The sequence below is a fragment of the Bacillus sp. EB V-12 genome (assembly GCF_056158125.1).
Genome location: NZ_JBUXJL010000002.1, coordinates 580,232 through 594,105, shown reverse-complemented (window position 1 = coordinate 594,105; position 13,874 = coordinate 580,232). Strand labels below are relative to the sequence as shown.

The 13,874-nt window shown below is 33.7% G+C and carries 19 protein-coding genes; 3 read left to right on the top strand and 16 right to left on the bottom strand.

Translation table 11 applies throughout. From position 1 onward, the window contains the following. Positions 1–9: 9 nt before the first annotated feature. The 3 genes from ACZDYH_RS09665 to ACZDYH_RS09655 all read right to left on the bottom strand — a co-directional run bounded on the left by ACZDYH_RS09665 (position 10) and on the right by ACZDYH_RS09655 (position 1,470). The gene (locus ACZDYH_RS09665) at positions 10–408 is read right to left on the bottom strand and encodes an SseB family protein (protein ID WP_000435265.1); all 399 of its coding nucleotides are present in this window, start codon (positions 406–408) and stop codon (positions 10–12) included. 86 nt (positions 409–494) lie between these two features. After that, positions 495–1,049, bottom strand: coding sequence for a cysteine hydrolase family protein (locus tag ACZDYH_RS09660; protein WP_474886248.1), 555 nt, complete (start codon positions 1,047–1,049; stop codon positions 495–497). A gap of 10 nt (positions 1,050–1,059) precedes the next feature. Further along, positions 1,060–1,470, bottom strand: a complete 411-nt coding sequence (locus ACZDYH_RS09655) for a carboxymuconolactone decarboxylase family protein (protein WP_000439759.1) — start codon at positions 1,468–1,470, stop codon at positions 1,060–1,062. 126 nt (positions 1,471–1,596) lie between these two features. Between ACZDYH_RS09655 and ACZDYH_RS09650 the strand changes: the two genes are divergently transcribed. Both ACZDYH_RS09650 and ACZDYH_RS09645 read left to right on the top strand, forming a co-directional pair. Further along, on the top strand, positions 1,597–2,049 hold the full coding sequence (locus ACZDYH_RS09650; protein ID WP_001175505.1) for an Lrp/AsnC family transcriptional regulator: 453 nt from the start codon (positions 1,597–1,599) through the stop codon (positions 2,047–2,049). A 100-nt stretch (positions 2,050–2,149) separates the two neighbouring features. Next, entirely contained in the window at positions 2,150–2,332 is a 183-nt protein-coding gene (locus tag ACZDYH_RS09645; protein ID WP_000707107.1) for a DUF3913 family protein, read from the top strand. A gap of 29 nt (positions 2,333–2,361) precedes the next feature. Here the strand turns inward: ACZDYH_RS09645 and ACZDYH_RS09640 are convergent, their stop codons facing one another. The 11 genes from ACZDYH_RS09640 to ACZDYH_RS09590 form a co-directional block, all read right to left on the bottom strand. Beyond that, positions 2,362–3,375 (bottom strand): CPBP family intramembrane glutamic endopeptidase, encoded by a 1,014-nt coding sequence (locus tag ACZDYH_RS09640; protein ID WP_000558806.1) that lies wholly within the window; start codon positions 3,373–3,375, stop codon positions 2,362–2,364. 240 nt (positions 3,376–3,615) lie between these two features. Then, positions 3,616–4,392 (bottom strand): ABC transporter permease, encoded by a 777-nt coding sequence (locus ACZDYH_RS09635; protein WP_000475435.1) that lies wholly within the window; start codon positions 4,390–4,392, stop codon positions 3,616–3,618. Further along, on the bottom strand, positions 4,392–5,294 hold the full coding sequence (locus ACZDYH_RS09630) for an ABC transporter ATP-binding protein (protein ID WP_000528788.1): 903 nt from the start codon (positions 5,292–5,294) through the stop codon (positions 4,392–4,394). The genes ACZDYH_RS09635 and ACZDYH_RS09630 overlap by 1 nt, the downstream gene beginning before the upstream one ends. 14 nt (positions 5,295–5,308) lie before the next feature. After that, the gene (locus ACZDYH_RS09625; protein WP_000843921.1) at positions 5,309–6,091 is read right to left on the bottom strand and encodes a hypothetical protein; all 783 of its coding nucleotides are present in this window, start codon (positions 6,089–6,091) and stop codon (positions 5,309–5,311) included. Then, positions 6,088–6,786: an ABC transporter ATP-binding protein gene (locus ACZDYH_RS09620; RefSeq protein ID WP_000137745.1), complete on the bottom strand. Its 699-nt coding sequence runs from the start codon at positions 6,784–6,786 to the stop codon at positions 6,088–6,090. The genes ACZDYH_RS09625 and ACZDYH_RS09620 overlap by 4 nt, the downstream gene beginning before the upstream one ends. After that, entirely contained in the window at positions 6,783–7,163 is a 381-nt protein-coding gene (locus ACZDYH_RS09615) for a GntR family transcriptional regulator (RefSeq protein ID WP_000687512.1), read from the bottom strand. Before ACZDYH_RS09615 ends, ACZDYH_RS09620 begins: the two co-directional genes overlap by 4 nt. Positions 7,164–7,379: 216 nt before the next feature. Next, positions 7,380–8,348, bottom strand: coding sequence for a class 1b ribonucleoside-diphosphate reductase subunit beta (nrdF, locus tag ACZDYH_RS09610; RefSeq protein ID WP_001203028.1), 969 nt, complete (start codon positions 8,346–8,348; stop codon positions 7,380–7,382). Between the two features lie 81 nt (positions 8,349–8,429). Continuing rightward, positions 8,430–10,514, bottom strand: a complete 2,085-nt coding sequence (nrdE, locus tag ACZDYH_RS09605) for a class 1b ribonucleoside-diphosphate reductase subunit alpha (RefSeq protein ID WP_001215839.1) — start codon at positions 10,512–10,514, stop codon at positions 8,430–8,432. Next, positions 10,501–10,860 carry a class Ib ribonucleoside-diphosphate reductase assembly flavoprotein NrdI gene (gene nrdI, locus ACZDYH_RS09600; RefSeq protein WP_000959447.1) on the bottom strand — a complete coding sequence of 120 codons (360 nt, stop codon included), beginning with the start codon at positions 10,858–10,860 and terminating at the stop codon, positions 10,501–10,503. Before nrdI ends, nrdE begins: the two co-directional genes overlap by 14 nt. A 477-nt stretch (positions 10,861–11,337) precedes the next feature. Further along, positions 11,338–11,655, bottom strand: coding sequence for a hypothetical protein (locus ACZDYH_RS09595; protein ID WP_000502205.1), 318 nt, complete (start codon positions 11,653–11,655; stop codon positions 11,338–11,340). 100 nt (positions 11,656–11,755) lie between these two features. Further along, entirely contained in the window at positions 11,756–11,950 is a 195-nt protein-coding gene (locus tag ACZDYH_RS09590) for a hypothetical protein (protein ID WP_000356684.1), read from the bottom strand. Positions 11,951–12,284: 334 nt separating this feature from the next. Between ACZDYH_RS09590 and ACZDYH_RS09585 the strand changes: the two genes are divergently transcribed. Continuing rightward, positions 12,285–12,863, top strand: a complete 579-nt coding sequence (locus tag ACZDYH_RS09585) for a GNAT family N-acetyltransferase (RefSeq protein ID WP_000619542.1) — start codon at positions 12,285–12,287, stop codon at positions 12,861–12,863. A gap of 35 nt (positions 12,864–12,898) precedes the next feature. On the opposite strand, the gene ACZDYH_RS09580 is transcribed toward ACZDYH_RS09585, so the two are convergent. Then, a complete protein-coding gene (locus ACZDYH_RS09580) occupies positions 12,899–13,501 on the bottom strand; it encodes a hypothetical protein (RefSeq protein WP_000703102.1) in 603 nt (200 codons plus the stop codon). Positions 13,502–13,589: 88 nt separating this feature from the next. Next, the gene (locus tag ACZDYH_RS09575; protein WP_000461431.1) at positions 13,590–13,745 is read right to left on the bottom strand and encodes a hypothetical protein; all 156 of its coding nucleotides are present in this window, start codon (positions 13,743–13,745) and stop codon (positions 13,590–13,592) included. Positions 13,746–13,874 lie beyond the last annotated feature (129 nt).

The window sequence follows — 13,874 nt, the reverse complement described above, 5'->3', positions numbered from 1 at the left end:
CTTTTCCTTTTACTTATAATAATTAAAAATTCGTCCAGATGCGATATCTGCAATTTCTTCTGGAATAAATGTTTTACTTATATCAGTGCCAACATTTAATACAGCTGTAGCATCTTTCTCAATGCTACCAAATAACTCTTTCCCACGTATCGTAATAAGGGGCGTTCCTTCTGGCAACACATCTTTTACAAATTCCATTTGTGTAAAGAACGGAACGATCCATCTACCTTCTCCTTGGAAATGACGCAAACGAAGTATTCCTTCTGTTGCCCCGTCCTCTGCTTCTAGTGAACCAGCAACATAAAACTCAGTAGATAAGAGCAATTCATAAAATTCCTTTTGCTTCTGTTTATCATCCCCTGCTACAACAAGTACCTCTTCTAATTTCTTTACTGAAATTTGCTCCATATGATGCCACCCCTATTTTCAAAATGATTGTACTTAGATTATACGAAATATTCTTATTTTTTTCTACATAATTCGCAATTATTTTCTTAAAATAATTTTAATACTTCTTTTGTCGTCACAATCGTAGCAAACTCTTCATGTAAATTTACAAGTGTCATATTGTGAATATCCTCTGCACTATACTCCTTACCATCTAAACCTTTACGGTTAAACGTAGCCGTTGCATCACTCACTAAATATGTTGTAAATCCTAAATTCCCTGCCATTCGTGTCGTAGTTTCCACGCAATGATTTGTCGTTAATCCTACAACCACTACTGCATTACATTTGTTCTTTCTTAATTGCTCTTCTAAATTTGCCCCAATGAACGCGCTGTTAACGAATTTCTGAATAACCACTTCACCAAGTAGTGGTTGCACTTCTTCTTTAAAGTTTACCGTTTCCGCTCTCTCATAAAACATTGACTGAGCATTTTCTTTATTTACATGTTGAATATGAAAAACTGGTCGTTCCCTTTTTCTCCATTCTTCTAACAAAATTCTCATGTTTTTTTCAGCAAAAATATTATTTCTCTCGCCCCAATCTGGTAATTGAAATGCCTTTTGTACATCGATTATGATAAGTGCTATTTGATTTGTCATCATTTCCCCCTTAATTTGGCTGTAATTGAAATAGAAAACCAAGTTGTTGTGACGCAGTAATAAAGCAAACATAGGCGCAAAGCTCTACAATTTCTTTTTCTGTCCAATATTGTTTTAATACGTGAAACATAGTATCATCTATTGCTTTTCGGTCATGAACAAATGTATGCGCAAAAGTAACAGCTACACCAATCTCCTCTGCCTTTTGCACATCATCAGGTCTTCCCTTTGCCATACAGTACGGACATTCATTCCCATACGCTAATGTTCTTCTCACTTGCTCCTTCAACTCTGCTGAAAGAGTTCCTGTATTGTACAGTGTATCTTCTAACGTACTCCACGAATGTAATATATCCGAATTATGCCCTAATAACTTTTGAAACTTTGTATCTCCTACATTTGATAATGAAATTCTCTCCATCATTTCCCCTCCTATTTCCTTCTGTTTTATTGTAAAATAAATAACGTTCACTTTACATTTCATATGAATCTTAATTTATATTTTCCCTTTACAAAAATCATTATTTTACTGGAGGTATATTTACAAATGCAATTAGACCGTGTTGATCGAAAAATTTTAAATGAATTATATAATGATAGTCGCCTTTCGATGCGTGAATTGGCGAAACGAGTAAACTTATCTGCTCCGTCTACTTCAGAACGTGTTCGTAAGCTCGAAAGCGAAGGTGTTATTCAAAAATACACAATCGATATTGATTATAAAAAGGCAGGACTCGTTTTAGATTGTATTTTAGAAATCACTTTAAAAAATGGTGATACAACACGTATGCAACAATTTATTCAGTCTTATCCATCTGCAAGTTTTTGTTACCGAGTAACAGGAAGCTTATGCTACATTGTAAAAATTTCTGTTCCTTCACTCGTTGAACTTGAAGAATTTATCAATGATGTTTCTTCATATGCAACGACAGTTTCTCATATCGTATTATCAGAAGTATCTCTTACTCCTGATATTGAACATATCTTCCCAGAAGATTAATTTATTTTTATTCAAAAAATATAAAAAAACCCCTTACAATAAGAATAAAAATAATATATTATGTATTAAAATACATAAAGTTCGAGAAAGGGGCTTTACATTGAAAATCTGGTTTTATGAAAAAACGGCACAATTAGATGACTTGCTTGGTATTTGGGACAATGTTCCAACCATCCCGCGAATTGGTGAAAAAGTGGAGATTTTAAAGACGGTCCGCACTGTTACAGATATTAAATATGTAAAGAACGGTAATAATTTTCGAGTAGAAATTATTACAAATTAAAAAGTAGCTCTTTAGGAGCTACTTTTTAATTATCTATTATGTGCTTTCTTTATAACGATTTTATCTTCTTCTACAGATACTGTTACATAATCATTTTCTTCTAACCGAAGCTTATTTACAGCCTCATCTGGTAACTCTATGGCCATCAATCTATCGGTTAAGATCACTTGACTATACACTTCATTTTCTTGTGATGAACTCACTACTTTTTGCTCATTTATAAAACGTACTGGTGGCACGCCAACTTCTTTTACTGTACGCCATTGTTTCCAAACATAAGGAATTAACCAAAGCAATCCAACAACTGTAAGACCGATACCAATCCATAAATTACTTTGCGCTTGTAATTCAGTAATTGAGATTGTACCGCTTTCTTCTCCACCGAAAAATTGCATACTTGTTGCAATCAAATTATTTAGAGCGTGCACAGCTATATTCGTCCATATATTTTTTGTCTTTATGTATAAAAGACACATAACGACACCAAACATGAACGCACCAATAACATCAAAATGTCCTAAGCCAAAAATAATTGAAGATATAATTACAGCTTTTTTAATTCCCCATTTATAAGCCATTCGCTGTAAGAAAAATCCCCTAAAAATAACCTCTTCCATAATAGGTGCTAACACACATGCTGAAATGAAAGTAAATATCGTCATATATACGTTACTCGTATTAATAACATTTCCGTCTTCTAGCATAGTAACTAAGAAATTCGGTAACGTATGTGCTAATATGTAAAATTGAATCTGAGATATGCCAACTGAAAAAATCATCCCCATTATCGTTGCTAATACAATTAATCCCCAAGATAAACGTCCTGGCTTATCAAAAAAACTGTTAAATACAACATTATTTTTATTTGTTTTTACGTATAGCCAAAGTAACGGAAATACAAAAAATACAGTTATTTGTGAAATAACCTCCATCGTATTCTCAGAAACATTTGTTAGATCTAATGGAATCATTATAAGGAACACCCCTATAATCATCCATCCAAAAAAGCTACGTAGCCTTATACGTGAAAATGCATAGTGCATATAAAACACCCCCAAAGATAGTAAAAATAAAACTTTAATTAGTACTTTATAGGCAATCCTTTCCCTATAAATAGCAGGATAACTAAATTATAATATGAATATAGTTGAAATCCTTCCTATTTTTCTCATTTTTTTAAACAGCATATCTCTTAAAATACCATATCGCTGTTCTTCAAGTTGCAATCCAAGTGAAATTTATGTAATAAAAATCCCCGTTTTTACAAGCGGGGATTTCTTTTATTATAATACGTCACGTTTTTGGAATAATGCACTTGATGCTACAAGTAACACAACAAAGTATGCAGCTACAAGTAATAATGAAGTTGTAAACGTAAATTCTGTAAATGTTGGTTCCATTCCACCATTGATTAATTTATTGCTATCGTAAGCTCTTAAATCCAAATGGTTGAATACTACAAACTTCGCTACACCTTTTGCAAACATTATTAATACCATATTAATTGCACCTTGTAAGAAGAATAGGAACATCGTAATAATTAATGGTAATACAGATTTTCTAAATACGTTTGCTAAGAAAAATGCAAGTGTTGCAAAGAAAAATGGTGATAGCAGCTGATATAATATTGTTTTTAAAACAATTCCTAACGTTAATTCAGTTTTACTACCGTCCATTACAATTAATCCAATAATCATAGCAATTAACGTACTAGCAAATACAATAAATAACATCGTTAATAACACTGTAATATATTTAGAAAATAAAACTGTCATTCGTTTTCTTGGACGAATTAATAATTGTTTAATCGTTCCTTTTTGGAATTCATCTGTAATTGTACGCGAAGCTGTTGTAATTCCAAAAATCGTTGCGAATATCATAATTAAGCCGATATCTGAACTTACAAAATCTAAGTAAGATCCATTTAAACTACCAGCTTCACCCCATTTCGCCAGTACTACTGCTCCTAAAATCTCCAATAAAGCAATGACACCAATTAAAATATACATACCTTTTTTCGCATGCAACTTTAAAAATTCATTTTGAATTAATTTAAACATTACGCTTTCACTCCCCCAGTAATCGCTAAGAACTCATCCTCTAACGTTTTATTTTGAACAGTAACTCCGTATACAAGCACATCAGCATGAACAAGTTTTTTTACAAGTTGCGGAATGTTGTCTTTTGTTACAGATGCTACAATTACATTCCCTTTTGCTTTACCTTTAATGATTTCATTCGCTTTCTGAACTTCATCTACTTCAAACGCTACAACGACTGCCTCATCATGTTTCACTTTTTCATGTAAGTTGTACTCTTGTACAAACTCACCTTGTTTAATAATAACGACGCGATCACACATTAATTCAATTTCACTCAATAAGTGACTTGATACGATTACAGCAATATTCTCTTCTTTCGCTAAACGTTGTAAATAATCACGAATTTGGCGAATACCAGCTGGATCTAATCCATTTGTCGGCTCATCTAAAATTAAGATTTTCGGCTGATGAAGTAATGCCTGTGCAATTCCTAAACGTTGTTTCATACCAAGTGAATATGTTTTCACCTTTTTATGAATCGCATGCTCTAACTCAACAAGCTTTACAATCTCAGCAATGCGCTCTTTACTAATTGGTGTAATGGCCATGTTCGCAAAATGCTTTAAGTTTTGCATTCCTGTCATATAATCATATAGTTCAGGATTTTCTACAATCGCTCCAATTTGCTCTAGTGCCTTTTCACGCTCCGAGCGAATACTATGTCCACAAATTGTAATATCGCCCTCTGTCATTGAAATAAGACCTGTCATCATACGGATCGTCGTCGTCTTACCGCTACCGTTCGGTCCAAGGAATCCGTATACTTCTCCTTCACGAACCTCAAATGATAAACCACGAATAATTTCCGTTCCACCAATCTTTTTTCGAACATTCTCTAACTTTACTACTACGTTTCCCAATGCTGATTCCTCCTTTAGACTTCTAGTTTTTTATCGATAATATAAGCAATTACATATATTATTAGAGCACTAACCATTACCATGAAACTTATATTAAAAATGTTAAATCCATTTTCTTGAAACATATTAATAAACAGACTCTTGCTTTCACTATGATATTCTACTCTTCGCAATACTTGGAAAGCTGGAGCTAATTTTCCTAGCAAGGTTGTCGCTAAAGTAATCGCGATATTTATTACTAGAAAAATAATAACGATTAGTATATTTTGCGCCTTTTTCTTTTTCGTAAGTAACTTTACTAGAGTAATTACCAATATGATTTGTAAAACACTAAACAAAAACTCAAATAAATCGCTTATCGTATATATTAAATTATTAATTATGCCTACTTGCATAATCTCTTTTGCTTCTACATATACAGAAGTCGTAGGAAAAGCTAATACATAACTTACGTAGAAAAGAATTCCACATATCCCATACCATATAGCCATTGCGATAAATGAGAAAATAAGCATAGAAATTACATATTGTTTCCCAGATATTGCTGTAAGTCGTAACATTGGATTAGTTAGTAAGCGTGAATATGATTTCATTGTTTGTATAAACATATAAACAATATAAAAGAAAAATATAATCATAATGATTCCAAATATACCCTCTTGTCTACTGATAGCCGCATCACTTTTTCTTACAATCATTTGTGAAAATAACACAGCTTCAATTAGCACAAAGAATAAAAAAGTAACAATATATCTTTTCTTATTTACATTCCATAAATAGGAAAGTACTGACTTCACTTACTAAACACCTCCTTAAACAATTCATGAACTGCTTTTCCTCTCTGAAAACGAATTTCTTCTACATTTTCATATAGAACCATTTCTCCATCTTTTAAAAAGATCACTTCATCAAAAATATTTTCAATTTCATTTATTAAGTGAGTGGAAATTAATATCGTACAATCTTCCCTATAGAACTGTAGAATTAGATCCAATACATGTTCTCTAGAAAGAGGATCAATCCCGCCCAATGGCTCATCCAGTACATATAGCTTCGCTTTTCGAGAAAACGTTAAAATAATCTGCAACTTCTCAACCATACCTTTTGACAATGCTGTAATTTTTTCTTCTAACGGTATTTTAAATTCTGCAATCGTATCTACCGCTTTTTGAATATCGAAGTCTTTATAAAAATCTCGATAGAAAAATAAAGCGTTTTTTACAGTCATCCAATCATCAAAGATTGGCTTATCGGACATAAATGAAACAATTTCTTTCGTCTGTAACCCTACCTTTTTACCGTCTATTGTAATACTACCTTCAGAAGGGTGTTGCAAGCCTGCAATCATTTTCAATAACGTCGTTTTCCCGCTCCCGTTATCTCCAACAAGCCCAACGATTTTCCCTTCCGTAATCTCTATGTTTAATTCACGGATCACTGCTTTTAATCCGTATCTCTTCCATAAGTTTTCTATTTTCAATAGCTCTGTCATTGGCTCTCCTCCCTCTTATCATGTAATGAAGAACGAAGAATTGTAAGAATTTCTTCTTCTGAAAAACCTAAATTGTCCATTCCATCTATAAAAGAATGAAGTAATTCTTTCGCCATCTCTTTTCGCAGCTCCATAATTTTCTCCCCTTCATTCGTTACATACCGTCCCATTCCTCTACGTGTGACAACAACTCCATCCCGTTCTAGCTCTTGAAATGTACGCTGAATCGTATTTGGATTCACTTGTAATTCACTCGCTAATTCACGGACAGAGGGAATTTTATCACCAGGCAATAAATGTCCTGTTACGATCTCTTTTTTTATGTATTCCATTACCTGAATGTAAATTGGTGTATTTGGAGAAAACTCTATTTTCATTTCTTCCCTCCTTTTGTATCGGTGTACTAGTTAAATAATACACCGATACAAAAGGTTTGTAAATACCCATTTAATTACAAAAAAGTTCTATCCGTTAAACGAATAGAACTTCCCAAATATAAATCGCTATACAAAAATAATAGTGTTATGTAAACAAAATTATAAAGAAAAACTGTCTTATCAATGAATAAGACAGTTTTTCTTTATAATCCTATATTAAAAGTTAAACACGAAGTCATCGTCAGCTAACTTTTCAACGTTCGTTGCTTTTACGTAACCATTTCCTTTTACAGAGAAGAAATCATGGTTTTTCGTATCTGTACGTAAACCATTTAAAACGATTGGGTTAATTTCTTCTTCTTCAAACTTCGGCTCAAGTCCTAAGTTCATAAGCCCTTTATTCGCATTGTAACGAACGAAACGATTTACATCTTCTACAAGACCGATAGAAGTGTAAATTTCTTCTGTATAGGCCATTTCAATTTCATATAGTTCCATTAATAAATCTTGTGTTTCTTTTTGCACTTCTTGTTGCTCTTCTGCAGAAAGTTCTGCGAAGATTTGTTGTGCTAAAATACCGACGAATACGCCGTGAATTGACTCATCACGAATTATCAAGTTGATAATCTCACCACTTGCTGTTAGTTTTCCTTGACCAGCTAAGTAAAGTGGATAGAAGAATCCGCTATAGAATAAGTAACTTTCTAAGAACACACTTGCTACCATTGCCATGTATAACTCTTTTTTTGTTACTTCAGGCTTTAATAAACGACGATAGTAACTAGTAATAATACCAGCTTTTTTCTCAAGTAACGGATGATTGTCTACCCAGTCAAAAATATCATCAATCTCTTCTTCTGTAGCTAATGTTGTGAAAATGTGACTATAACTTTTCGCATGTACTTCTTCCATAGCTCCCATGAAAGCTAATACACTTTTCGCTTGTAAATTTTCAAGATGAACCAGTACAAGTGGCATTCCTTCGCCACCTTGTTTCGTATCTAAAAGTGTTAAACCACCTAATACACGCTTATAAGCAATTTGCTCTTCTTTCGATAATTGCACCCAAGTATTTTTGTCAGACGAAACCGCAATTTCTTCTTCTGTCCAAAACTGAGCGATGTTTTGCTTCCAAAACATTAAACTAAAATCATCTTCTTTTTTGTTCCAGTTTACCGCACGCATTAAATCGCCCCTTCTCTAAATATGATAACTAAGCATGAGCAGGGTTCAGAAAACCCTGCTCATCATGTCTCACTTTTTATATTAAACGGTACAAGCCACACACTCTTCCACGCTTAATTTACGTGTTCTCGTATAATACAGACTCTTTAAGCCTTTTTTATGTGCATAGATGTAGTAACGTGCTAATTCACGTGTTGAAATATCACTATTAACGTAAAGAATTGTACTAATTCCTTGGTCAATATGTTCTTGAATTTCTGCGATTAAATCAATTAATTTAAACTGATTCATATCGTAAGAAGATTTATAGTACCAGAACGTATCTTTTGATAAATACGGCATTGGATAATATGTTGTCGCATTCGCATATGTTCTTGATTCGATTTGACTTACGATCGGCATTACGCTTGAAGTTGCATTTTGAACGTAACTGATTGATTGTGTTGGAGCAATGGCAAGACGATATGAGTTGTATAAACCATTCTTCTGTACTTGCTCTTTTAAACTTGTCCAATCTTCTTTTGTTGGAATATGAATTCCTTCAAATAGTTGCTGAACTTTTTCAGTTACTGGGCTGTAATCTGTCGTTTCATACTTTTCGAAGTATGTGCCATTCGCATAATCAGATTTATCGAAGTCCTTAAATGTCTCACCTTTTTCTGTAGCGATTTCCATACTTTTCTCAATAGAGTAGTAATTTAACATCATAAAGAATGTACGAGCGAATTCTTTCGCTTCTGCACTTTCATAAGCGATTTTATTTTTTGCTAAATATCCGTGTAAGTTCATTGCTCCAAGTCCAACTGAATGAAGCTCGTCATTTGCTTTTTTCACAGTTGGTGCATTCGGAATAATCGTCATATCAGAAACAGCTGTTAAAGCTTCCATTCCCGCATGAACTGCTTCACGAATTTCTTTATTTTCCATTACGTTTACGATATTTAACGATCCTAAGTTACAGTTAATATCACGACGGATAATGTCATCTGTACCGTAATCATTTATTTCTGAAGTTTCTTGAAGCTGGAAGATTTCTGTACATAAGTTCGACATCTTCACAGTTCCAATATCCTTCAATGGATGTTGATTATTTGCATTTGATTTAAACATTAAGTATGGGTAACCAGACTCAAGCTGAATCATAGCGATTTTAATAAGCATATCACGTGCACTAATATCTAGTGGCTTCTTCTTCACTTTCGGATTGCTCATTAATTCATCGTACATTTCATCAATGTCAATATCATCTAAATGCTTGCCATATTCTTTATAAACCGTATAAGGCGCGAAAACATGGAAAGGTTCGTTTTTCTCAGCAAGCTCAAAGAACTTACTTGGAACGATAATTCCGATTGATAGAGACTGAATACGGCTCTTCTCATCGGCATTTATTTTTTTTGTATCAAGGAATTCAATAATATCCCAATGGAAAATGTTTAAATATACTGCACCGGCACCTTTTCGTTGGCCAAGCTGATTCGCATATGAAAACGAATCTTCAAGCAATTTCATAACAGGTACTACGCCACTTGCAGCGTTGTCGATACCTTTAATTTGCTCACCGCGTGCGCGTAGCTTAGATAAGTTTAAAGCTACTCCCCCGCCGATTTTCGATAATTGCATCGCAGTATTAATGTTAAAGCCGATCGAATTTAAGCTATCGTCCATCTCTAACAAGAAACAAGACACCATTTCTCCTCTTCTGCTTCTTCCCGCATTTAAAAAGGTTGGTGTCGCTGGTTGGTAGTTTTGTTTTACAATCATGCTTGCGAATTGTCTTGCCTTCGAAACATCACCGCGTCCTAAGTATAATGAAACAATTGCTACACGATCTTCATAGCTTTCTAAGTATTGTTTTTGATCATTCGTTTTTAACGCATAATCTTTGTAGAACTTAGATGCTGCCATATAAGATTGGAACTCGAAGTTTTCACCATAAGCGATGTTATATACTTCCTCTACTTCCTCCAAGCTATACTCGTCCAGAACGTTGTAATAGTAATCATGTTCTTTCATATACTCCATTCGCTCTGCCACGCTATTAAAAGGAACGGTATTCTCTCTAGCTTCTTCCATAAAGACTTCTAATGCCTCTTTATCTTTATGAAGCTGATAAAAACCGTCCTGCATTTGCGTGATTTCATTATTCAGTTCAATGTGTCGCAATCTCCCGCACCCTTTCCTTAAAATATTCTACATCGTTATTTGTTCCAGATAACTCAAATTTTGATACAATAGGCACTTCATATTTAGTAGAAATCTTGTCAGCACTTGCACCGAACATGTCTCCCCAGTTACGATTGCCGCTTGCAGATACGCCTTTTAATTTTTCATTATTGCGCTCTAAAAAGTCTAAAACACGTTCTGGTACATTGCCAAAACCTGTTGTATACGTAATAAGAATAAAGTCTTCATCTATTACTAGATCTTCATCAATTTGAACGGCCGGCATATTTAATTTGTGAATGAAACGCTTCACGTTTCCTGTCATAGAATCATATGCAACTAACATTTCCGACCCTCCCTCTCAAATCTATATTCTCTATATGTTGTTCTTGATTTCTCTATATATTGTATTACGTTTCAAAATAAGACACAAGATATATGTATAAATTCTTTCTTTTTTTAACTTTTACTTTTCGACATGATAGCCGTTTTTTTTCAATACAATGACTATGAAACAACATTCTAAAACTCATGTCAATAAAGTGCTTTTCAAAAAAGTTGTCAACGAATTTAACCTTATTTTTAAAAAAGTTAACAATATATTTTGTCATAAAACGGTAGATGCTGAAGAAATATATTTCTCCAGCATCACGCAAAAAAGAACAGATATGAAACTATAATCTGCTCTAAAAAACGATTACATTTATCAAATTTACCTTATTAAATATATTATACATATACTTTCGTTTCTCGTTACATACTAAAAGATAACTATTATAGAAAAAGATTATTATTATGGAACTTCAATTTATTTATGAAAAGTTTATTCAGAGTGCTCAATGCGCAAAATATCTTTTACAAATATATGATGCGGATTTTCATCTTTATCAATCATTGTACATACCGGAGCCTCTTCATCAAAGTATACAATCATTCCTTCTACGTACTGATATGTATGTCGAACTTGTACAGTTACTTTAATTTCTACTGCTTCTTCATATGCTCTTTTTATTTTCTGAAGCATTTTTGCTGAACATTTTCGTTTCTCTGGATACATAACCATTCCCATAAATCGATTGCCGGCTCTATCTTTCCACATATAATCCCAATGTGGTAAAATGCCTTGTTTAAAATCGCCCATAATTCCCCTCTCCTTTATCTTTTATTTATCCCGCATTAAACGTCCGATTGGTGAAAGGCTACTAATCAGTGAGAGATGCCCTGCTGATCAAAATTCCCCTTTATGAACGTGGCGTTTCTGAATATGTATAAATCACTTGCCCGCCTCGCTGTGCGTTACCAATGAAATGCTTAAAGTCTTCTCTATTTACAACAACTTCTCTGAACGTATAAAATACATCTTTCGTAACAACATACTCCTTTATTTCACCATTTTTTAGCTGATCTAAAATTGTATTTGCTAATTCTTTATCCATGTATTTCACCTCTCTGCAATATTTTATTTTATCGTATATTCTATAGGTCAACAACTGTAAATTTATCCCGCTATTTGCAGGTAGTGCGATTGGTGTTGACTACTAATCAGTCGTGGAATGAACAAAAAATCTTACTGATTAACGTTTCACTTTATCTCGTTGTTATGCCATGATTTTATTTTCGTTATTTCGCAAACAATATCGTTTTACTATATGTCCACTAAATATCATATACTAACATAGCTACTTCTCTATATCAAACATTTCGGCATTCAATTATGCAAAGTTCCATACCACTATGCTACAATATACAAATAGAACTAGGAGGGATACTATGATTCGGAAAGCAAAAAAGACAGATGCAATGGCAATAGCTCCTTTATTGTATAATGCTCTGCATGAAATTGCTGAAAAAATCACAGGTAGCACAGATGAAGCAGAAGTATTACTAGGACTTGAGACATGGTTCTCAAAAGAAAATAACCGTCTGAGCTACGAAAACTGTTTTGTCTATGAACAAGACGAGAGTGCAGTTGGAGTTATTGTCGCTTATCACGGTAGTGAAGCAACACAGCTTGACGCACCAATTGTACATCACTTAAGAGAATTACATAAAGATGAATCAATTACGTTAGAAAAAGAAGCTGAGCTTGATGAGTATTACATTGATACACTATCAGTTTCAAGTGCACACGGCGGAAAAGGTATCGGTTCTAAATTAATTGAAGCTGCCGAAATCTATGCAACTGAAAAAGGGCATGAAAAAATCGCTTTACTTGTTAATTTAGAAAACACACGCGCCTATTCACTATACGAAAAGTTAGGTTATAAAAAAGATGAAATTGTTATGCTAGTAGGCGAACCTTATGCTCATCTCGTAAAACCATTAAACGTCAAAATTTCTGTATCTTAAAAAGAAAGCACACGATTTATATAAATCGTGTGCTTTTATGTTAAATTCGTATTTAATATATTTCCATCCATCGCCTCGTGAAACGTATATGTTGTACATCCCCATGGCTTTCTATGCAAAATAGGCGAACCAGACCATCCCATTGCCCTCAGCTCCGTTCCAATCATCGAATTAAAATAATTATGACCTACAAGAGCAATACTTCCATGTACGAGAGCATAACGATGTAATACGTAAGCTGCTTGCCTTGCCCTCTCTCTTACTTCCTTATAAGATTCAACATTTTTATGGTAACCAAGTATCCATAATGCTCGTCCAATACACATCCATACGTTAAGTTTACACTTCAACCATTTTGGCGCATAAAAGCTCGCCGGAACTGCCACTTCCCTAAAAAGAGAATTTTGTATAAAACATAAAGAATCCATTAATTCAGCTGCTGACTGTACAGCACACTTTTGATCACTCGTTACAATCAATTTCGCTACTTCAACCGCTTCTCTTGTTTCCAATGGTATAGGTTGTTTTTCTGTTATAGTATGTAAGTCATATCCTTTTATCCATTCATGAAAGGATGTAACCGTCATTGGTTCTATAGTACAATCTAAGCGACCATGACGAATAAAAGAAATCTTCATTCTTTTCACTCTCCATTCATCACTTATGAACTCTATTATGCACTAGTTCTAAACATCATACCACGCAAGAAAATAAAGTTATATACCTTTACATCTCCCCACCATTATCATGTGTTATCGAAGCATGGATACCATCCATCCCATCAAAATATGTACTCGTATCATATTGACGAATCTTTTTTAAATGCATATAAGAAAATAAAAATAAAATTAAAGCTATAACACTCCCCACAAATTCAAACATCATTTTACCGCCTCTAATTTCTCCCACTTCAGCAGGTTATTCTACTTTTTCATTATACCTCGATATAAAGATTCTCGCATTTTTGCTATTTTTTTCAAAAAACATGGATTTTCTACATATTTTCTTACA